Raw genomic sequence first — 20,972 nt, 5'->3', positions numbered from 1 at the left:
GGCATTTAAAAACATATTTTCCGCAGAGCCTGCGCCAGCTGCACCCGCGTAAACGGCTTACGCAGTAGCTGAACGTCCGGCAGCTGAGGATTATGCGTGGGCCGTAAATCCTGGCCGCTGATCAGCAGCACCGGAAGCTGCGGATAGTGGCTGCGCACATGACTAATCACCTCGGCTCCGCTCAGGCTTCCCGGCAACATCAGGTCGCTGATAAACATGCCAATATCCGGCGACGCCGCCAGCATGCTCATCGCCTGCTCGCCGTTGTCCGCTTCGAGCGTCAGATAGCCAAGCTGGTGCAGCTGCTCGCACAGGGTCTGACGGACATCCGCCTCATCTTCCAGCACCAGCACCAGCCGCTCGCTATCGACGGAGGCGGTGGCAGATAATGCTTCATCAACTGCAGCAGCGGGCAGCGTCGAGCGCGGGAGGTGTAGCCGCACGGTCGTTCCCTGCCCCGGCGCGCTCTCGATCTCCACGCGACCGCCGGACTGGCGGACAAAGCCGTAGACCATCGACAGGCCTAATCCGCTTCCGCTCCCGGTCTGCTTGGTGGTGAAGAACGGCTCAAAGACCCGGGATTTCACCTCCTGCGACATGCCGCTGCCGCGGTCAATGACCTCCAGCGCCACCATATCCTGCCTGCGCCCGTCGCTGCGGGTGACGCGCTGATTCCAGGTCCGAATTTTAATCATTCCGCTTTGCCCTTCCATCGCATCGCGCGCGTTCATCACCAGGTTGATGATGGCGTTTTCCAGCTGGCTGACGTCTATCCACGCGGGCCAGGCCGGCGATTGCGCTTCAATCTCCAGGGTCAGGGTGGCAGGCAGGGAGTGGCGCAGCAGTTCCCGGAGGTTCTCCAGCAGCGGCAGCATCTCTACAGCATGCGGGGTCAGGGATTGCTTGCGGGAAAATGCCAGCAGTCGCTGGGTCAGCAAGGCGCCACGCTCGGCCGCCTTTAGCGCCCGGGTAATGCGCGGCGCGTCTTTTGATTCAGGGTCGGTGAGCTCAAGACTGCCGATGATCACCGCCAGCAGGTTATTAAAATCATGCGCCAGCCCGCCCGTCAGCTGTCCGACCGCCTTCATCTTCTGGCTGTGCAGGAGCGCCTCTTCAAGCCCCTGACGCTCAATGCGGTCGATCTCCATCTGCGTTGTTTTTTCTTTCAGCAGACGCGTGGTGTGTTCAAGCGAGGCGGTGTTGCGGGCAAAAACGTTGAACGCGCGCGCCAGCTCGCCCAGCTCATCGCGCCGCTGCAGGGCGGGAACGGAGACATCCTGTTCGCCGTGAGCAAGACGCGACATCGCCCGGGAAATGGCCGTCAGGTTTGAGGCCAGATGGCGGTAGATGTACCAGCAGGCACACCCGGTGATGATCAGCGCCAGCACGGCGAAGATGCTGATAAACACGCTGATGGATTGTAGCTCGTGATGACTCTGGGCGGTGCGAAGCCGGGAGGCCTGCGCCACCTGCTCAACGTACTGATTGATGTCGCTGTTGAGGATCGCCACCAGCGCCTTGATGTGGAACATGTACCAGCTTATCGCCAAATCGCTCTCCTCCAGCTGCTTCGACAGCGGGGCGAGCTGACCTAGCTCGGCATTAAAATCAGGCAGAACTTCCTTCACAACCGGCTGTACGGCACTCCGGGGCAGCGTTGCGGCCACCGCGTCCAGCTGCTGAACGGTCGCGCGCGGCGAAGGGGTATCAATGGCGGCGGCGATCAGCCGGTCCATCTCCATCAGCTGCTGCGCATTCGGTACGTTGCTGTCATAACGGCGGTTGATGTCCTGCAGATGGCGCAGGTAGCTCTGGCTTTGATACAGCGAGCTCAGCAGCGCGTTACGCTCCAGATGGCGTCGCTGTCCGCGCTCCAGCATCTCCGTCACGCTCTGCTGTAATTCATTACTTCTTTGAATAATACGCGCCACCAGGGCCGGCTCCTGCTGTGCCAGCGGTGCCTCCGCAAGCTGCTCCAGCGAATGGCGCAGGGCCATTTGCGTCTGCTTCAGGCGCTCGGCTTCCCCTTTGTACTCGAGCGCCCCCACCACCTGCGAGAGCCGCACCGCCGCCGTCGCCACGTTGGCGGTATCGCGGGCCAGGTTCATGCTGCCGGTCATATCGTCCAGCGTTTGCTGCTGCACCTGCTCCTGGATTTGACTGGCGTGACGGAAGCCGAGCACCGCCACGCCGCTCACCATCAGCGTCACGGCGACCACCAGCAGATTGAAAATCAGCAGGCGACCGCGGGCGCTGGCGAAGAACGGGGGGCGGCGTGATGGCATGGATTGAGGCTCCTTTGCGGTTTGCTGCCCTCACCCTGCCCCTCTCCCACAGGGAGAGGGAAAAGGAAAATGTGATGGCGATTAGCTATTCATAACTATGACAAATATGAACAGCTTCTGACATTTTGCATTTACGCACCTGTGATGAAGTGCAGAAATCGGCATTCACAGGAGATCCGCCATGAGCAGAACCCCGGTATTAGAGATGCGCAGCATTGCCAAAACGTTTGGCAGTTTCCACGCGCTCAAGGGCGTGGATTTGACGGTGTTTCCCGGTGAGATCCATGCGCTGATGGGCGAAAACGGCGCGGGAAAAAGCACGCTGATGAAAATCCTCGCGGGGGCCTATACCGCGACCGGCGGCGAGATCCTGATCGACGGCAAGCCGTTTCACATTAAAGGGCCGAAAGATGCGCTGGCCGCAGGCATCACTCTGATTTATCAGGAGATGCAGCTCGCGCCCAATCTGACCGTAGCCGAAAATATCTTCCTCGGCAGCGAGCTGTCGCGCGGCGGGCTGGTCCAGCGCAAGGAGATGGCAGCCCAGGCGCAGGCGGTGATTGACCGCCTCGGCGCGCAGTTCAGCGCCACCGATCGGGTGATGAAGCTGACCATCGCCGAACAGCAGCAGGTGGAAATTGCCCGCGCGCTGCACCGCAACAGCCGTATTCTGGTGATGGATGAACCCACCGCCGCCCTCTCCTCCCGCGAAACGCATCGCCTGTTTGAACTGATTTTGCGCCTGCGCGATGAAGGGATGGCGATCATCTATATCAGCCACCGCATGGCGGAGGTCTATGAACTCTCTGACCGCGTCAGCGTTCTACGCGACGGGCAGTACGTCGGCAGCCTGACGCGCGACAAGCTGAACGCGTCGGAACTGGTGAAGATGATGGTGGGCCGCCCGCTAAGCGACCTGTTCAACAAGGAGCGTGATATCCCCCTCGGCAGCCCGCGTCTCAACGTCCACCACCTCACCGACGGTAAAAAAGTACAGCCGTGCAGCCTGCAGGTGCGTTCCGGCGAAATCGTCGGGCTGGCGGGCCTGGTGGGGGCCGGACGCTCAGAGCTGGCGCAGCTCATCTTCGGCGTGCGTAAAGCCACCGGCGGCATGATTGAGGTCGACGGCGAGCCGGTGGTGATCCACTCCCCGCGCGCGGCCATCGAAAACGGCATCGGTTTTCTCACCGAAAACCGCAAGGAGCAGGGGCTGTTTCTGGAGCTGGCGGCGCAGGAGAACATCACCATGGCGACGCTTGAGCGCGACGCCACCTTCGGTATGTTAAACCGCAAAAAAGCCCAGTTGATTTCCGATGACGCCATCGCCCTGCTTAACATCCGCGTGCCCCATGCTCAGGTGCGCGCGGGCGGGCTCTCCGGCGGAAATCAGCAGAAGCTGCTCATCTCCCGCTGGGTGGCGATTGGCCCACGCATTCTGATTCTGGACGAACCCACGCGCGGCGTGGACGTCGGGGCGAAAAGCGAGATCTACCGCATCATGAACCAAATGGCCCGCAAAGGGGTGGCAATTTTAATGATCTCCAGCGAGCTGCCGGAAGTGGTGGGGATGAGCGACCGTGTTTACGTGATGCGGGAAGGCAGCATCGCGGGCGAGCTTCACGGGCGCGACATCTCTCAGGAAAACATCATGACGCTGGCAACCGGCGTAAACGACACTCATCATCAGGCGGTGTAACCATGACACATTCAACCAGTCCGCAGCAGGTGGCGAAATCCGCCTCCGCCAAAAAAATGCTGATGAGCGATCTGATGCAAACGGTCGGTATCCTGCCGATTCTTATCCTGATTGTGGCGGTATTTGGCTTTATCGCCCCGAACTTCTTTACCGAGAGCAACCTGCTCAACATCACCCGTCAGGCGTCGATCAACATCGTGCTCGCGGCGGGAATGACCTTCATTATCCTGACCGGCGGGATTGACCTCTCGGTGGGGTCGATTCTCGGCACCACGGCGGTGGCGGCGATGGTGGTGTCGCTCATTCCCGAATTCGCCGGGCTGTCCATTCCGGCCGCGCTAATGCTCGGCATGGTGCTGGGCCTGTTCAATGGCGCGCTCGTGGCCTTTGCCGGGCTGCCGCCCTTTATCGTCACGCTCGGCACCTACACGGCGCTGCGCGGCGCGGCCTATCTGCTGGCCGACGGTACGACGGTCATTAACTCCAACATCAACTTCGAGTGGATCGGCAATAACTACCTCGGCCCGATCCCCTGGCTGGTGGCGATCGCCCTGGCGGTAATTGCGGTGTGCTGGTTCATCCTGCGACGCACCACGCTCGGCGTTCACATCTACGCCGTGGGCGGCAACATGCAGGCGGCGCGCTTAACGGGCATCAAGGTCTGGCTGGTGCTGCTGTTTGTCTACGGCATGAGCGGCCTGCTCTCCGGCCTCGGCGGCGTCATGAGCGCCTCACGCCTGTACAGCGCTAACGGCAACCTCGGCACGGGTTACGAGCTGGATGCAATTGCAGCGGTGATCCTCGGCGGCACCAGCTTTGTCGGCGGGATCGGCACGATCACCGGCACGCTGGTCGGCGCATTGATCATCGCCACCCTCAATAACGGCATGACGCTGATGGGCGTCTCCTACTTCTGGCAGCTGGTGATCAAAGGGGCGGTGATCATCATTGCGGTGCTGATCGACAAATACCGTACCCGACATCATCAAAGTGCATAACAACAATACCCTACGAGTGAGGAAGATAAGATGCGTTTGAAACCGTTAGTAAACGCGCTCTGTGCTGGCGCGCTGCTTGCCGCAACGCCGTTTGCGCAGGCGAAAGATCTGAAGTCCATTGGCGTGACGGTGGGTGACCTGGCTAACCCGTTCTTCGTGCAGATCACCAAAGGTGCCGAGCTGGAAGCGCGCAAGCTGGCGGGGGATAACGTCAAGGTGACGCTGGTCTCCAGCGGGTACGATCTGGGCCAGCAGGTGGCGCAGATCGACAACTTCATCGCCGCGAAGGTGGACATGATCATCCTCAATGCCGCGGACTCCAAAGGGATCGGCCCGGCGGTGAAGCGCGCGAAGGACGCCGGGATCGTGGTCGTGGCGGTTGACGTCGCGGCGGAAGGGGCTGATGCCACCATCACCTCCGATAACACCCAGGCGGGTGAGATGGCCTGTAAGTACATTACTGACCGCCTGAAAGGGAAAGGCAACGTGGTGATCATCAACGGACCGCCGGTCTCAGCGGTGCAAAACCGCGTGGAAGGGTGCCAGACAGAATTCAAGAAACATCCGGATATCAAGGTGCTCTCGGATAACCAGAACGCCAAAGGCAGTCGTGAAGGCGGCCTGGAAGTCATGACCTCCCTGCTGGCGGCCAATCCGAAGATCGACGGCGTGTTTGCGATTAACGATCCGACCGCGATCGGCGCCGATCTGGCCGCGAAGCAGGCGCAGCGCAATGAGTTCTTTATTGTCGGCGTGGATGGCAGCCCGGACGGTGAGGAAGCGCTGAAGCGGGAAAACTCCCTGTTTGTCGCGACCCCGGCGCAAGATCCGCAGGTTATGGCGGCAAAAGCGGTGGAGATCGGCTATGACATTCTTCAGGGCAAACCTGCGCCGAAAGAGCCCGTGCTGATCCCGGTGACGATGATCGATAAAAAGAACGTCGGCACGTATAAGGGGTGGACGGTTAAATGATCCTTTTCCCTCTCCCACAGGGAGAGGGAACTGTTTTCAAGGAGTCCCCATGAAACGCTCCGACATCAATGAAATTCTCGGCCACACGCGGCAGTTTTTCTCCATGCACGACGTGCATCTCCCGCCTTTTGCCAGCTTTCCGCCAACAAAATGGCAGCAGCTTGACCAGGCCGCATGGCAGGAAGTGTTCGACCTCAGGCTCGGCTGGGACGTGACGGCGTTCGGCGGCAACAGCTTTGCCGCAGAGGGCCTGACGCTGTTTACCCTGCGCAACGGCTCGCCCAACGGCGTGCCGTATGAAAAAAACTATGCCGAAAAAATCATGCACGTGCGGGACGGCCAGGTCACGCCGATGCATTTTCACTGGCGCAAGCGCGAAGACATCATCAACCGGGGCGGCGGTAATCTGATTATTGAGTTATGGAATGCCGGGGCGCATGAAGAGACGGAAAACACCGACGTGACGGTCACCGTCGACGGCTGCCGTCAGACCCACGCTCCCGGCAGCCAGCTGCGCCTGCTGCCCGGGGAAAGCATCTGCCTGACGCCCGGTCTTTACCACAGTTTCTGGGGCGAATGCGGCTTCGGTGACGTGCTGGTCGGGGAAGTGTCCTCGGTCAATGACGATGAACACGACAACCACTTTTTGCAGCCCGTTGCCCGCTATAACAACATCGAAGAAGACGAACCGGCGCTGCTGGTGCTGTGCAACGAGTACAACCTGTTTCGGATATAAGGGGTAAATAATGCCATTAATTTCTCTTGCCGACGGTCTTGCGCACGCCAGACAGCACCGCTACGCGCTGGGCGCGTTTAACGTGCTCGACTCCCACTTCCTGCGCGCGCTGTTCGCCGCCGCAAAGCAGGAACGCTCGCCGTTTATCATCAACATCGCCGAAGTGCATTTTAAGTACGTGTCGCTGGATTCTCTTGTCGAAGCGGTTAAGTTCGAAGCCGCCCGTCACGATATTCCCGTGGTGCTCAACCTCGACCACGGCCTGCATTTCGAGGCGGTGGTGCGCGCCCTGCGCTTAGGGTTCAGCTCGGTGATGTTCGACGGCTCTACGCTGAGCTACGAGGAAAACATCCGCCAGACGCGGGAAGTGGTGAAAATGTGCCACGCGGTCGGCGTGTCGGTGGAGGCGGAGCTGGGCGCGGTCGGTGGCGATGAAGGCGGCGCGCTTTACGGACATGCGGATGAAGCCTTCTTCACCGATCCGCAGCTGGCGCGCGAATTTGTTGATTCAACCGGCATCGATGCGCTGGCCGTCGCCATCGGTAACGCGCACGGCAAGTATAAAGGCGAGCCGAAGCTCGATTTCCCGCGCCTGGACGCCATTCGCCAGCAGACGGGGCTGCCGCTGGTTTTACACGGCGGCTCCGGGATTAGCGATGCTGACTTCCGCCGCGCCATCGAGCTGGGCATTCATAAAATCAATTTCTATACCGGGATGTCGCAGGCCGCGCTTGCCGCCGTTGAGCAGCGCATGGCTAACCGCCAGCCGCTGTACGACGAGTTTGCCGAGCTGCTGCTGGGGATAGAAGAGGCGATTACGGATACGGTCGCCGAACAGATGCGCATCTTCGGCAGCGCGGGGCAGGCATAATGGAACGTAAAGGCATCATCGCCGCAGGCAATATGCTGGTGGACCACGTCCACCAGATCGTGCAGTGGCCGGAGCGCGGCTGGCTGGCGGAAATCACCCACAGCGAACGCTCAACCGGCGGCGCGCCGCTCAACGTCCTGCTGACGCTGGCGAAAATGCACGTTGGCCTGCCGCTGCAGGCGGTGGGGCTGATTGGCGAAGATGGCGACGGGGACTACATTCTGGCAATGCTCGACCAGTACCACGTCAACCGCCAGCGCGTTCAGCGCACCACCTTTGCGCCAACCTCCATGTCGCAGGTGATGACCGATCCCAGCGGACAGCGCACCTTTTTCCACTCTCCGGGGGCCAACCGCCTGCTGGATCTTCCCGCTTTCGATCGCTTAGACGGATCGATGAAAATCTTCCATCTCGGCTATCTCCTGCTGCTCGACAGCCTGGATATGCCCGATGACGAGTTCGGCACCCGCAGCGCGCGGCTGCTGGCACAGATGCGCGACCAGGGGTATGAAACGTCGCTCGATCTGGTTTCCCGCAAGGGCGACCCGCGCTATCAGCCGCTGGTGCTCCCTGCCCTGCGACATCTCGACTATCTGGTCATTAACGAGCTGGAGGCCGGTGAGTTTAGCGGCCTGACAATGCGTGATGAAAACGACGCCCCGCACGTTGCCCATATCGCCGATGCCGCGGCGCAGCTGCTGGCGGCAGGCGTACGCCAGCGGGTGGTGATCCACTGTCCGGAAGGCGCATGGGGAGAAGCACATGGTGAAGAGGGTCGCTGGATCCCGTCATGGATGCTGGAGCAGGAAGAGATTATCGGCAGCGTCGGCGCGGGCGATGCCTTTTGCGCAGGCTTTTTATACAGCTGCCATGAATCGCTGCCGCTAACAGAGAGTATTTATCTGGCACACGCCTGCGCGCGAGCAAGCCTGCTGGCCGCCAATGCGATTGATGGCGCAAAAACGCTGGCCGAGCTGCAGGCGTTTATTCGCGAGAGCGTTTAATTTAACAATAATTGCGATTTTTCATTACAGTTCTATGAATTTTACATCTCCGAACTACACTCTCTCCATCTGGCATATTCGGCGTGGGCAGCACTCTGTCCGCACGCTTTTCCGAAATGAGATAGAAAGAGGACAAGGGAAAAATGTTCGCAGCCATCATCATCGGTATTTTCATTATCAGCGTTATTTATGCGCATTCACGCGGCAAAGAAAAACAGACGCTTTCTCGTCAGCTCTTCGACCATTCGACGTTCATGGCGCCCATCAATATGTTTATGACGGCTTTTTCTTCCCTGCCCGCCAGGCAGCCTTTCTTTGAAACAGAACGCTTTCCTGAATTAAATAAGCTGACGGAAAATTGGCTGATTATTCGCGAAGAGGCGCTGCGTTTGCAGCACCATATTAAGGCGGCGGAAAATAATAACGACGCTGGCTTTAACACCTTTTTTAAACGCGGCTGGAAACGGTTTTACCTGAAATGGTATGCCGATGCCCATCCCTCCGCGCAGTCTTTATGCCCGGTGACGACCCGGCTGGTGAGTGAAATCCCCTCGGTGAAGGCGGCCATGTTTGCCGAGCTGCCGGCGGGTGCAAAGCTTGGCAAGCATCGTGATCCCTATGCGGGCTCGGTTCGTTACCATCTGGGGTTATTCACACCGAATGACGACCGCTGCTTTATTGAAGTCGACGGGCAGCGCCACAGCTGGCGGGATGGTGAAGCCGTTATTTTTGATGAGACCTACGTCCACTGGGCAGAGAATAAATCGGATCAAACGCGCATTATTCTCTTCTGCGATATTGAGCGTCCGATGAAATGGCGCTGGGCGCAGGCGGTTAACCATTGGGTGGGGACCACGCTGATGTCTGCAGCCAGCTCACCGAATGACGAAAATGACAGCACCGGCGGCATAAACCGCATTTTTAAATACGTTCATGCGGGCCGCGAGCGGGGGCAGCGTCTGAAAAAAAGAAACCGTAAGGCTTATTACGCCCTCAAGTATCTGTGCATCATCGCAATTTTTGCCGCCATCATTGTTCCGGCAATAACGTAAGCCTTATGCCGCCTGCTCGGGCCGGCTCACGTCGGTGGCAAACACGTAACCCAGCCCGCGAATGGTTTTGATGAGCGCAGGCTGATGCGGGTTAGCCTCTATTTTCCGGCGCAGGCGCATGATCAGCACGTCAATCGTGCGGTCGAACACGTCGGCGCTTTCGCTGTGGGTCAGCTCAAGCAGCCTGTCACGACTTAGCACACGACGGGCATTTTGCGTGAGCGCCAGCAGCAGGCCGTACTCGCCCTGGGTTAAGGGCACGGGATTACGCTGCGGATCGCTCAGCTCGCAGCGGGTGGTATCAAGCGTCCATCCGTTAAACGCAATGCCCGCGACAGGCGCTGCGGAGGGTTCCGCAGCCAGCACGCCCGTACGGCGCAGTACCGCTTTTACGCGGGCGACCACCACGCGCGGGTTGAACGGTTTGGCAATATAATCGTCGGCCCCCATCTCCAGCCCCACCACCACGTCTGACTCACTCCCCAGCCCGGTTAACATCACAACCGGTAGCGCCGGACGCTGCTTTTGCAGCTGCAGCAGAACCTGCAGTCCATTAATATCAGGCAGCATCATATCCAGCAGCACCAGCGCGATATTCGGCTCCTGTTGCACCTGCCGCAGTGCATCCTGGCCGTTATGGCAGACAAGCACGCTAAAGACGTGCTCGCTCAGCACGTCCTGAAGCAGTTCGCAGACTGCCGTATCGTCATCAACCACCAGAATCGCCGGTTTCATCGTATGCTTCCGTCAGGGGATTATGTTAAGTCTGAACTATTCTGCCGTCGGCTCCAGTCAAAAGGTTTTTTCAGTGACGGAAATTCAACCCATGTCACATCCGCCGCACTGTCGACACGTCAATTTTGACGATTGACTGCTTTTTGTCAGGGTTTTCACCCCGGATGGGCCGTAAAGTCAGGGGATACCCATACAAAAAACATGGCATAGAAGCTGCATAGTGGGTGCGAACGATTCGATTAACTGGAGCAGACTGATGAAAAAAGTCGTCACGGTTTGCCCTTATTGTGCCTCAGGTTGCAAGATCCACCTGGTGGTCGATAACGGCAAAATCGTCCGGGCGGAGGCCGCACAGGGGAAAACCAATCAGGGCACGCTGTGCCTGAAAGGTTACTACGGCTGGGATTTTATTAACGATACCCAAATCCTTACCCCGCGCCTGAAAACCCCTATGATCCGCCGCGAGCGCGGCGGCAAGCTGGAAGCCGTCTCCTGGAACGAGGCGCTGGATTACGTCGCCACGCGCCTGAGCGCCATCAAGGCCAAATATGGCCCGGATGCCATTCAGACTACCGGCTCTTCCCGCGGGACGGGAAATGAAACCAACTATGTGATGCAAAAATTCGCGCGCGCCGTTATTGGTACCAATAACGTCGACTGCTGCGCTCGCGTCTGACACGGCCCATCGGTTGCAGGTCTGCACCAGTCGGTCGGTAACGGCGCAATGAGTAACGCCATCAACGAGATAGATAATACCGATCTCGTCTTCATCTTTGGTTATAACCCGGCGGATTCTCACCCTATCGTCGCGAACCACGTTATTCGCGCTAAACAGAATGGGGCGAAAATCATCGTCTGCGATCCGCGTAAAATTGAAACCGCGCGCATTGCGGATATGCACATTGCATTGAAAAACGGCTCAAACATCGCGCTGTTGAACGCAATGGGGCACGTCATTATTGAGGAGAACCTGTACGACCAGGCGTTTGTCGCGACCCGTACAGAAGGCTTTGAAGAGTATAAGAAAATAGTCGAGGGCTATACGCCTGAATCCGTCGAAGCGATAACCGGTGTCAGCGCGCAGGAGATTCGTCAGGCGGCCAGAATGTATGCCGGGGCAAAAACCGCCGCCATTCTCTGGGGTATGGGCGTAACCCAGTTCTACCAGGGCGTGGAAACCGTGCGCTCGCTCACCAGCCTCGCGATGCTGACCGGTAATCTGGGTAAAGCCCACGTTGGCGTGAACCCGGTGCGTGGTCAGAATAACGTGCAGGGCGCCTGCGATATGGGCGCGCTGCCGGATACTTATCCGGGCTACCAGTACGTGAAGTTTCCGGAAAACCGCGCCAAGTTCGCGAAGGCCTGGGGCGTGGAAAGCCTGCCGGAACACACCGGGTATCGCATCAGCGAGCTGCCGCACCGCGCGGCGCATGGCGAAGTGCGTGCGGCCTACATCATGGGTGAAGATCCGCTTCAGACCGACGCCGAGCTTTCTGCAGTGCGTAAAGGGTTTGAGGATCTGGAGCTGGTGATTGTCCAGGATATCTTCATGACCAAAACTGCGGCGGCGGCGGATGTGATTTTACCGTCGACCTCCTGGGGCGAGCATGAAGGCGTCTATACGGCGGCGGACCGCGGCTTCCAGCGCTTCTTTAAGGCGGTCGAGCCGAAGTGGGATCTGAAAACGGACTGGCAGATCATCAGCGAAATCGCCACCCGCATGGGCTACCCGATGCACTACAACAACACCCAGGAGATCTGGGACGAGTTGCGCAGCCTGTGTCCGGACTTCTACGGCGCCACCTATGAAAAAATGGGTGAGCTGGGGTACATCCAGTGGCCGTGCAGGGATGAGTCAGAGGCCGATCAAGGCACGTCCTATCTCTTTAAGGAGAAATTCGACACCCCGAACGGGCTGGCGCAGTTCTTCACCTGCGACTGGGTCGCGCCGATCGATAAACTCACCGACGAGTATCCGATGGTGCTCTCCACCGTACGTGAAGTGGGCCACTACTCCTGCCGCTCGATGACCGGAAACTGCGCCGCGCTGGCGGCGCTGGCGGATGAACCGGGCTACGCGCAGATCAACACCGCCGATGCGGAACGGCTCGGTATTGAGGATGAAGCGCTGGTGTGGGTGAACTCGCGCAAAGGGCGGATCATCACCCGTGCGCAGGTCAGCGATCGTCCAAACAAAGGGGCGGTCTATATGACCTACCAGTGGTGGATTGGTGCCTGCAACGAGCTGGTAACAGAGAACTTAAGCCCGATAACCAAAACGCCGGAGTATAAATACTGCGCCGTTAACGTTGAGCCGATTGCGGATCAGCACGCGGCGGAACAGTACGTGATAGAGGAATATAACAAGCTGAAATCCAGACTGCGCGAAAGCGCAATGGGTTAAAGCCGTTAATTGAACGTTGAATAAAGGGAGTGATATATTCACTCCCTTTTTATTTCCAATTAATTCATAAGAAATAGAAATTATTATTCTGTAAAGCGGCTCGCAGAAATAATGTAATTTACGCAGAATAGAATTACATCTTTGCATTTTAATTCAGAGAGATAAGATATGCGGCGGGTGCTTAAGACTTTCTGTCTTGAGCATTGTTGAGGGACAGAAAGTGGAAAGCCCCGGGAAATTTTCATTTACCCGAGGCTACTCCCTCAACTACCAACAGGTTGAGAGTAGCCTCTTATTCTTTTTTTGACAAGGAGTAAAAGGCATGACGCCATTAAAAACTGCGTTAGGCATCGTCTTTATTGTTTGCCTGACGATAGTGATCTTTACCTTTATTACTCGCGGTAAGCTCTGCGAGTTTTCAATAAAGAGTGAGCATCAGGAGGTGACGGCAAAATTAGCCTGCAACGCAGGCTAATCTCTACGGGCGGAACAACGGTTCCGCCCGGCTTGTAGGATGCTGGGGTCTTAATGCACCCGTTTTTTTCTTTTGCGCCCGCGATTATACTGCGCGGCGTGTACCCAGATGATAAGAATCCATGAAAGCCATTTTTCTGTTGTTATTGTTTTTTACCTCCTTCGCCCGCGCGGATGAGATAGGCAGCCAGTATCGACAACAGGCCGAAGCCGGTGATGCGCGTGCCCAGTATTATCTTGCCGATACGTACTTCAGCTCCGGCGACAGCAAGCAGGCCGCGCAGTGGGCCGAGAAAGCCGCGAAAGGCGGCGATGTCGACGCCATGGGGTTGCTCTCGCAAATCCTCTTTACGCAAGGTGATTACGCACAGGCCAAAGCCCTGGCCCAACAGGCAAACATTGCTGGCAGCAAACGCGGTGCGATCATGCTGGCGCGCATTCTGGTGAATACTCAGGCGGGGAAAACTGACTATCCCCAGGCCATCAGACTGCTGCAAACGGCGACCGAAGATATCGACAGCGACTCTGCGGTCGATGCCCAACTGCTCCTGGGGCTTATTTATGCCAACGGCGGTGAGGTAGCGCAGGATGACGTGCAGGCTGCCTCCTGGTTCAAGCGGAGTTCAGCCCTTTCGCGTACCGGCTATGCCGAGTATTGGGCTGGGATGCTGTTCAGGCAGGGTGAGAAAGGCTTTATCACGCCCAATAAACAGAAAGCACTGTACTGGTTGAACCTGAGCTGTACGGAAGGGTTTGATACGGGGTGCGAAGAGTTTGATGCGTTGAGCGGGGAATAAAATCCCCTCACCCTACCCCTCTCCCCAAAGGGGAGAGGGAAGACAACGTTACATTACTGGTCAGCAGTCTTATCAAAACGACCCAGCACCTCGCGTTCATACGCCAGCGCCTTTTTACGATCGAATTTGTGTTCCCACTTGGCGATAACCAGCACCGCCAGCGCATTACCCACCACGTTCAGCGCCGTACGCGCCATGTCGAGGATACGGTCCACACCGGCGATAAAGGCCAGACCTTCCAGCGGAATGCCGACGCTGCCCAGCGTCGCCAGCAGCACCACGAACGAAACGCCCGGTACGCCTGCGATACCTTTAGACGTCACCATCAGCGTCAGTACCAGGACGATCTCCTGCCACAGCGACAGGTCAATGCCGTACAGCTGGGCAATAAAGATAGCGGCGATACTCTGGTATAGCGTCGAACCATCCAGGTTAAAGGAGTAACCGGTCGGCACCACGAAGCTGGTAATAGAGGCAGGCGCGCCGTAGGCTTCCATCTTCTCAATAATACGCGGCAGCACGCTCTCAGAGCTTGCCGTGGAGTAGGCCAGAATCAGCTCATCTTTCAGGATACGGATCAGGATCCAGATGCTCAGCCCGCACAGACGCGCCACGATGCCCAGCACCAGCAGTGCGAAGAACAGGATGGCGAAGTGCACCAGGATCACCAGCTTCGCCAGCGGCCACAGGGAGGCAAAACCGAAGTTCGCCACGGTGACGGCGATAAGCGCAAACACCCCTACCGGCGCGTAACGCATCACCATGTGGGTCACTTTAAACATGGTCTCGGAAATAGAGCGGAACACGGTCACCAGCGGTTCACGGTGCGTCGCGGGCAGAGAAGAGAGCCCCAGACCAAACAGTACCGAGAAGAAGATGATCGGCAGCATTTCGCCCTTCGCCATCGACGCCACGATGTTGGTCGGCACCAGCGACAGGATTGTGCCCATCAGGCCATGCGCATGGCTCTGCACGTCAGCGGTCGTACTTTGGTATTTCGAAATATCCACCGTTGCCAGCTGCGACATATCGATCCCGGAACCCGGCTGGAACACGTTCGCCAAAGTGATACCAAGAATGATCGCAACCGTAGTGATCACTTCGAAATAGATAATGGTTTTTGCACCAATACGACCTAACTGCTTCGCATCGCCGACGCCCGCAATACCGACCACCAGCGTCGAGATCACAATCGGAACCACAATCATCTTGATCAGATGAATGAAGATATCCCCTGCCGGTGAGAGCAGGTTCGCAATCAGCCATTCGCGGCTGTCGCTGTGATAGTGAAGGTAACTGCCCAGCAAGATGCCCAGCACAAGGGCGATTAAGATCTGCCAGGCCAGGCTGACTTTAACGTTTTTCATAGAAACTAACTTCCTCAATGAAGCGCCTTATTCACTCAAACTGCATGAATATGGAGACATACTGAAAGGGTATGAATTGTGTTGCGTTGGTTTATGGGATTTTTTAACGCGGCGTATGAGTATCATTTGCGCGACCTGTTGCGCAAGCCTTAAAGAACGACGCGTTTCACTCACAAAAGCGACGATGACGGCAGTTTGTTCTAATTCTGATAAATAACCTTTTGTTATAAAAACGCTTTTTTAAACATAAATGTGAATAATCGTCAGCATAAATTATTTTCCTTCAAAGATTCATTCGCTCAATTTTCATACTCTTCAAACAATGCGTGATCTGCAGCCCAAATAATAAACAAAGCTTGTAAAGCCCCTACAATTAACGTTTTTGCGACATATTATTAACATCTTACAAGGAGAAAAAAAGCCATGAGCCAAATACACAAACATGACATTCCCGCAAATATTGCGGACCGTTGCCTGATCACCCCGGAGCAGTACCACGAGAAATATCAGCAATCTATCACCGCCCCGGACACCTTCTGGGGTGAGCAGGGTCATATCCTTGACTGGATCAAACCTTATCAGAAGGTGAAGAACACCTCCTTTGCGCCCGGCAATGTCTCCATTAAATGGTATGAAGATGGCACCCTGAACCTGGCGGCGAACTGCCTTGATCGTCACCTTGCCGAGCACGGAAACGAGACGGCGATTATCTGGGAAGGCGATGATGCCTCCCAGAGCAAACACATTACCTATAAAGAACTGCACCGCGACGTGTGCCGCTTCGCCAACGTCCTGCTGGAAAAAGGCATTAAAAAAGGCGATGTGGTCGCTATCTATATGCCGATGGTGCCGGAAGCGGCGGTAGCCATGCTGGCCTGCGCGCGTATTGGTGCGATCCACTCCGTTATCTTTGGCGGTTTCTCACCAGAAGCGGTTGCGGGCCGTATTGTCGATTCCAGTTCAAAACTGGTGATCACCGCCGATGAAGGCGTGCGCGCCGGACGCGGAATCCCCCTGAAGAAAAACGTCGACGAAGCGCTGAAAAACCCGAACGTCAAAACGGTCAGCAACGTTATCGTCCTTAAGCGTACCGGCGGCAAAATCGACTGGAACGAGGGGCGTGACCTGTGGTGGAGCGACCTGATTGAAAAGGCGAGCGACCAGCATCAGCCGGAAGAGATGAACGCAGAAGATCCGCTCTTCATTCTTTACACCTCCGGCTCGACCGGTAAGCCGAAAGGCGTGCTGCACACCACCGGCGGCTATCTGGTCTACGCGGCCACCACCTTCAAATACGTCTTTGATTACCATCCGGGCGACATCTACTGGTGTACAGCCGACGTGGGCTGGGTTACCGGACACAGCTACCTGCTGTACGGCCCGCTGGCCTGTGGCGCAACGACGCTGATGTTTGAGGGCGTACCGAACTGGCCGACTCCGGCGCGGATGTGTCAGGTGGTCGACAAGCATCAGGTCAATATTCTCTACACCGCGCCAACGGCGATCCGCGCATTAATGGCGGAAGGCGATAAAGCCATCGAAGGCACTGACCGCTCTTCATTGCGCATCCTCGGTTCCGTGGGTGAGCCCATCAACCCGGAAGCCTGGGAGTGGTACTGGAAGAAAATCGGCAACGAGAAATGCCCGGTCATGGACACCTGGTGGCAGACCGAAACCGGCGGCTTTATGATCACCCCAATGCCGGGCGCCACGCAGCTGAAAGCAGGCTCGGCAACCCGTCCGTTCTTCGGCGTGCAGCCTGCGCTGGTGGATAACGAAGGTAACCCGCAGGAAGGCGCCACCGAAGGCAATCTGGTGATCACGGACTCGTGGCCGGGTCAGGCGCGTACCCTGTTTGGCGATCACGATCGCTTCGAGCAGACCTACTTCTCGACCTTTAAAAACATGTACTTCAGCGGCGACGGCGCGCGCCGTGATGAAGATGGATATTACTGGATTACCGGACGCGTGGACGACGTGCTGAACGTCTCCGGCCACCGTCTGGGCACCGCGGAGATTGAATCGGCGCTGGTGTCGCATCCGAAGATTGCCGAAGCGGCTGTTGTGGGCATTCCGCACAACATTAAAGGCCAGGCGATTTACGCGTACGTCACCCTGAACCACGGGGAAGAGCCGTCGCCAGAGCTGTACACCGAAGTGCGCAACTGGGTGCGTAAAGAGATTGGCCCGCTGGCCACGCCGGACGTGTTGCACTGGACCGACTCTCTGCCGAAAACCCGCTCCGGCAAAATTATGCGTCGTATCTTGCGCAAAATCGCGGCAGGGGACACCAGCAACCTCGGTGATACCTCAACGCTCGCGGATCCTGGCGTGGTGGAAAAACTGCTCGAAGAGAAGCAGGCCATCGCAATGCCTTCCTAGTGTTTTCTCCCTCTCCCCTCACCCTCTCCCCATAGGGGAGAGGGGATAAAAACAAACCAACCTTACCTTTGGAGACTCTGTGATGAATGACCATATTTGTCAGCAGATAGAGAATAGTGCGCACTACAGGGAGCTCGTCGATAAGCGGCAACGGTTTGCCTTCACCCTTTCCATCATCATGCTGATTATCTATGTCGGCTTTATTCTGCTGATTGCCTTTGCGCCGCACTGGCTGGGCACCCCGTTACACGAGGGTACCAGCGTGACGCGCGGTATCCCCATTGGCATTGGCGTGATCGTGATTTCATTTGTGCTAACCGGCGTCTACGTCTGGCGCGCGAACGGTGAATTCGATCGCCTTAATAAAGCGGTACTGCAAGAGGTAAAAGCATCATGAAGAGAATTCTGACGGCGCTCGCCGCCACGCTTCCCTTTGCCGCCCACGCGGCAGATGCGATTACCGGCGAGGTACAGCGCCAGCCAACCAACTGGCAGGCGATTGTGATGTTCCTGATTTTCGTGGTGCTGACGCTGTATATCACTTACTGGGCGTCGAAACGCGTGCGCTCCCGTAACGATTACTACACCGCAGGCGGCAACATTACCGGCTTCCAGAACGGGCTGGCGATTGCGGGTGACTTTATGTCCGCCGCCTCGTTCCTCGGGATCTCCGCGCTGGTGTACACCTCCGGCTATGATGGCCTGATCTACTCTCTCGGCTTCCTCGTCGGCTGGCCGATCATTCTGTTCCTGATTGCCGAGCGCCTGCGCAATCTGGGCCGCTATACCTTCGCCGACGTGGCCTCGTATCGCCTGAAGCAGGGGCCGATTCGCACCCTCTCCGCCTGCGGCTCGCTGGTGGTGGTGGCGCTGTACCTGATTGCGCAGATGGTCGGCGCGGGTAAATTGATCGAACTGCTGTTCGGCCTGAACTACCACATCGCGGTAGTGCTGGTGGGCGTGCTGATGGTGATGTACGTTCTGTTCGGCGGCATGCTCGCCACCACCTGGGTGCAGATCATCAAAGCGGTATTGCTGCTGTTCGGCGCCAGCTTTATGGCCTTTATGGTGATGAAGCACGTTGGGTTCAGCTTCAATAACCTGTTTACCGAAGCCATGGCGGTCCACCCGAAAGGGGAAGCCATCATGAGCCCGGGCGGGCTGGTGAAAGACCCGATATCGGCCCTGTCGCTCGGTCTGGGCCTGATGTTTGGCACGGCGGGTCTGCCGCATATCCTGATGCGCTTCTTCACCGTGAGCGATGCGCGTGAAGCGCGCAAGAGCGTCTTCTACGCGACCGGCTTCATGGGTTACTTCTATATTCTGACCTTCATCATCGGCTTTGGCGCGATCATGCTGGTGGGGGCGAACCCGGCGTTTAAAGACGCGGCGGGCGCGCTGATTGGCGGTAACAACATGGCGGCGGTGCATCTGGCGGACGCCGTGGGCGGTAACCTGTTCCTCGGCTTTATCTCTGCCGTAGCCTTCGCCACCATTCTTGCGGTGGTTGCGGGTTTAACGCTGGCCGGGGCGTCTGCGGTGTCGCACGACCTCTACGCCAACGTCTTCCGCAAAGGCGCGAGCGAGCGCGATGAGCTGAAGGTCTCGAAAATCACCGTGCTGGTGCTGGGCGTCGTGGCGATTCTGTTGGGCATTCTGTTCGAGAAGCAAAACATCGCCTTTATGGTGGGGCTGGCCTTCTCGATTGCGGCAAGCTGTAACTTCCCAATCATTCTGCTTTCCATGTACTGGTCGAAACTGACCACCCGTGGGGCGATGATTGGCGGCTGGCTGGGGCTGCTGACGGCGGTGATCCTGATGATTCTGGGACCAACCATTTGGGTGCAGATCCTCGGTCACGCAAGCGCCATCTTCCCGTATGAATACCCGGCGCTGTTCTCTATTGCCGTGGCGTTTATCGGTATCTGGGTCTTCTCGGCAACCGACAATTCGCCGGAGGGTAACCTGGAGCGTGAGAAATTCCGCGCCCAGTTTATCCGTTCACAAACCGGTCTCGGCGTTGAGCAGGGCCGCGCGCACTAAGCCTTTCTCCCCGGTCATTCTGGCCGGGGAGCTTAAAACATCACCCACGCCACCAGCGGCGCAACCAGCACCATCACCACGCCCGACAGCATCATGACCAGGCTCGCGACAACGCCCTCCTGCTGGCCCAGCTCATAGGAACGTGCCGTGCCCGCGCCGTGCGACGCCGCGCCAAACCCCGCGCCTTTGGCCATCCCTTCCCGAATAGAAAGCCGCAGAAACAGCATATCGCCCACCGCCATCCCAAAGACGCCCGTCACCACCACAAACAGCGCCACCAGGTCCGGCTGTCCGCCGAGGGGTTTAGCCGCCGCCAGCGCGAACGGCGTGGTCACCGAGCGCACGGCCAGGCTGCGCTGAATTTCGTCGGGCAGCGTAAACAGCCGCGCCAGCCAGACGGAGCTACAGACCGCGACCACCGTGGCGGTAATCACGCCTGCGCTGAGCGACATCCAGTGGCGTTTGATAATCGCCAGGTTGTCGTAAACGGGCACGGCAAAGGCGATGGTCGCCGGGCCGAGCAGCCACAGCAGCCAGTGGGATTCACCAATATAGTTTTGCCAGGAGATATGGCCGAAGACCAGCATCAGCACCAGCAGGATCGGCGTGAAGACGAGCGGCATCAGCGGCAGGGCATGAAAACGGCGATACAGCCGCTTGTTGGCAAAGTAGATCCCGAGCGTCGCAATCAGGCACAGGACGCTTATCTGAAAGTTAGTCATGTTTGTGCCTGCTGATTTCAAACCGGTAGACTTTATCCACAACCCAGGCGGTCGCCCCCAGCACCATCAGCGTACTCAGCGCGATGACCGCAAAGATTCGCCAGCCGTCCACCATCAGCAGCTGCGCATAGTTCACCACCGCCACCACGGCAGGGACAAAGAACAGCAGCATCTCCGCCAGCAGCCAGCGCGCCCCGGCGCGCACCCAGTTAAGGGGGATCACGCGACAGAGGATGAGCGTCAGCATCAGCAGCATCCCCACCAGGTTGGCAGGCAGCGGCAGGTGGAGCCAGCCGACAAGATATTCGGCGAAAACAAACAGTCCCGCGTAGAGCAGTACCTGAACCGGGACCTGGAGTCGTTGTACAACGGCAGGCGTAACACGGCTTAACGCCACGGCCATGGGGGTTTTCCTCAAAAATGAGACGAGGCGC

At 57.7% G+C, this 20,972-nt stretch carries 18 protein-coding genes; 13 read left to right on the top strand and 5 right to left on the bottom strand.

Annotated features, from left to right (window positions below; all coding sequences use genetic code 11):
• Positions 1 to 5 precede the first annotated feature (5 nt).
• Positions 6 to 2,285, bottom strand: coding sequence for an ATP-binding protein (locus ELK40_RS02460; protein ID WP_127729304.1), 2,280 nt, complete (start codon positions 2,283 to 2,285; stop codon positions 6 to 8).
• Positions 2,286 to 2,466: 181 nt separating this feature from the next.
• Here ELK40_RS02460 and ELK40_RS02455 point away from each other — a divergent pair, with 181 nt between their 5' ends.
• The 7 genes from ELK40_RS02455 (at position 2,467) to lpxO (ending at position 9,614) form a co-directional block, all read left to right on the top strand.
• On the top strand, positions 2,467 to 3,981 hold the full coding sequence (locus tag ELK40_RS02455) for a sugar ABC transporter ATP-binding protein (RefSeq protein WP_127729302.1): 1,515 nt from the start codon (positions 2,467 to 2,469) through the stop codon (positions 3,979 to 3,981).
• A gap of 2 nt (positions 3,982 to 3,983) precedes the next feature.
• Positions 3,984 to 4,979: a ribose ABC transporter permease gene (locus ELK40_RS02450; protein ID WP_127729300.1), complete on the top strand. Its 996-nt coding sequence runs from the start codon at positions 3,984 to 3,986 to the stop codon at positions 4,977 to 4,979.
• 30 nt (positions 4,980 to 5,009) lie between these two features.
• Complete coding sequence (locus tag ELK40_RS02445) at positions 5,010 to 5,951, top strand: ABC transporter substrate-binding protein (RefSeq protein WP_127729298.1); 942 nt, start codon at positions 5,010 to 5,012, stop codon at positions 5,949 to 5,951.
• Between the two features lie 49 nt (positions 5,952 to 6,000).
• On the top strand, positions 6,001 to 6,687 hold the full coding sequence (locus ELK40_RS02440) for a D-lyxose/D-mannose family sugar isomerase (protein ID WP_127729296.1): 687 nt from the start codon (positions 6,001 to 6,003) through the stop codon (positions 6,685 to 6,687).
• Between the two features lie 10 nt (positions 6,688 to 6,697).
• Entirely contained in the window at positions 6,698 to 7,558 is an 861-nt protein-coding gene (locus tag ELK40_RS02435; RefSeq protein ID WP_127729294.1) for a ketose 1,6-bisphosphate aldolase, read from the top strand.
• Positions 7,558 to 8,562: a carbohydrate kinase family protein gene (locus ELK40_RS02430; protein ID WP_127729292.1), complete on the top strand. Its 1,005-nt coding sequence runs from the start codon at positions 7,558 to 7,560 to the stop codon at positions 8,560 to 8,562. The genes ELK40_RS02435 and ELK40_RS02430 overlap by 1 nt, the downstream gene beginning before the upstream one ends.
• Before the next feature lie 143 nt (positions 8,563 to 8,705).
• Complete coding sequence (lpxO, locus tag ELK40_RS02425; RefSeq protein WP_115876902.1) at positions 8,706 to 9,614, top strand: lipid A hydroxylase LpxO; 909 nt, start codon at positions 8,706 to 8,708, stop codon at positions 9,612 to 9,614.
• A gap of 3 nt (positions 9,615 to 9,617) precedes the next feature.
• Here lpxO and ELK40_RS02420 read toward each other — a convergent pair whose 3' ends face one another.
• Entirely contained in the window at positions 9,618 to 10,349 is a 732-nt protein-coding gene (locus ELK40_RS02420; protein ID WP_127729290.1) for a response regulator transcription factor, read from the bottom strand.
• A gap of 256 nt (positions 10,350 to 10,605) precedes the next feature.
• Between ELK40_RS02420 and fdhF the strand changes: the two genes are divergently transcribed.
• The 3 genes from fdhF (at position 10,606) to ELK40_RS02405 (ending at position 14,024) form a co-directional block, all read left to right on the top strand.
• Entirely contained in the window at positions 10,606 to 12,753 is a 2,148-nt protein-coding gene (gene fdhF / locus ELK40_RS02415; RefSeq protein WP_115876904.1) for a formate dehydrogenase subunit alpha, read from the top strand.
• A gap of 322 nt (positions 12,754 to 13,075) precedes the next feature.
• Positions 13,076 to 13,228: a Hok/Gef family protein gene (locus ELK40_RS02410; protein WP_127729288.1), complete on the top strand. Its 153-nt coding sequence runs from the start codon at positions 13,076 to 13,078 to the stop codon at positions 13,226 to 13,228.
• Positions 13,229 to 13,349: 121 nt separating this feature from the next.
• Positions 13,350 to 14,024: a tetratricopeptide repeat protein gene (locus tag ELK40_RS02405; protein WP_127729286.1), complete on the top strand. Its 675-nt coding sequence runs from the start codon at positions 13,350 to 13,352 to the stop codon at positions 14,022 to 14,024.
• Positions 14,025 to 14,077: 53 nt separating this feature from the next.
• Here ELK40_RS02405 and gltP read toward each other — a convergent pair whose 3' ends face one another.
• The gene (gltP, locus tag ELK40_RS02400) at positions 14,078 to 15,391 is read right to left on the bottom strand and encodes a glutamate/aspartate:proton symporter GltP (protein ID WP_127729284.1); all 1,314 of its coding nucleotides are present in this window, start codon (positions 15,389 to 15,391) and stop codon (positions 14,078 to 14,080) included.
• Positions 15,392 to 15,814: 423 nt separating this feature from the next.
• Between gltP and acs the strand changes: the two genes are divergently transcribed.
• The 3 genes from acs (at position 15,815) to actP (ending at position 19,816) form a co-directional block, all read left to right on the top strand.
• The gene (gene acs, locus ELK40_RS02395) at positions 15,815 to 17,773 is read left to right on the top strand and encodes an acetate--CoA ligase (RefSeq protein ID WP_127729282.1); all 1,959 of its coding nucleotides are present in this window, start codon (positions 15,815 to 15,817) and stop codon (positions 17,771 to 17,773) included.
• An 82-nt stretch (positions 17,774 to 17,855) separates the two neighbouring features.
• Entirely contained in the window at positions 17,856 to 18,170 is a 315-nt protein-coding gene (locus tag ELK40_RS02390) for a DUF485 domain-containing protein (protein WP_008503396.1), read from the top strand.
• Positions 18,167 to 19,816, top strand: a complete 1,650-nt coding sequence (actP, locus tag ELK40_RS02385) for a cation/acetate symporter ActP (RefSeq protein WP_021242771.1) — start codon at positions 18,167 to 18,169, stop codon at positions 19,814 to 19,816. The genes ELK40_RS02390 and actP overlap by 4 nt, the downstream gene beginning before the upstream one ends.
• A gap of 32 nt (positions 19,817 to 19,848) precedes the next feature.
• On the opposite strand, the gene ELK40_RS02380 is transcribed toward actP, so the two are convergent.
• Positions 19,849 to 20,538: an LrgB family protein gene (locus tag ELK40_RS02380; protein WP_024906731.1), complete on the bottom strand. Its 690-nt coding sequence runs from the start codon at positions 20,536 to 20,538 to the stop codon at positions 19,849 to 19,851.
• Positions 20,531 to 20,941, bottom strand: coding sequence for a CidA/LrgA family protein (locus tag ELK40_RS02375; RefSeq protein WP_021242769.1), 411 nt, complete (start codon positions 20,939 to 20,941; stop codon positions 20,531 to 20,533). The genes ELK40_RS02380 and ELK40_RS02375 overlap by 8 nt, the downstream gene beginning before the upstream one ends.
• Positions 20,942 to 20,972 lie beyond the last annotated feature (31 nt).

The sequence above is a fragment of the Enterobacter sp. N18-03635 genome (assembly GCF_004006055.1).
GTDB lineage: Bacteria > Pseudomonadota > Gammaproteobacteria > Enterobacterales > Enterobacteriaceae > Enterobacter > Enterobacter vonholyi.
The sequence above is the reverse complement of the archived record's forward strand: the minus strand, read 5'-3'. Positions and strand labels throughout refer to the sequence as shown.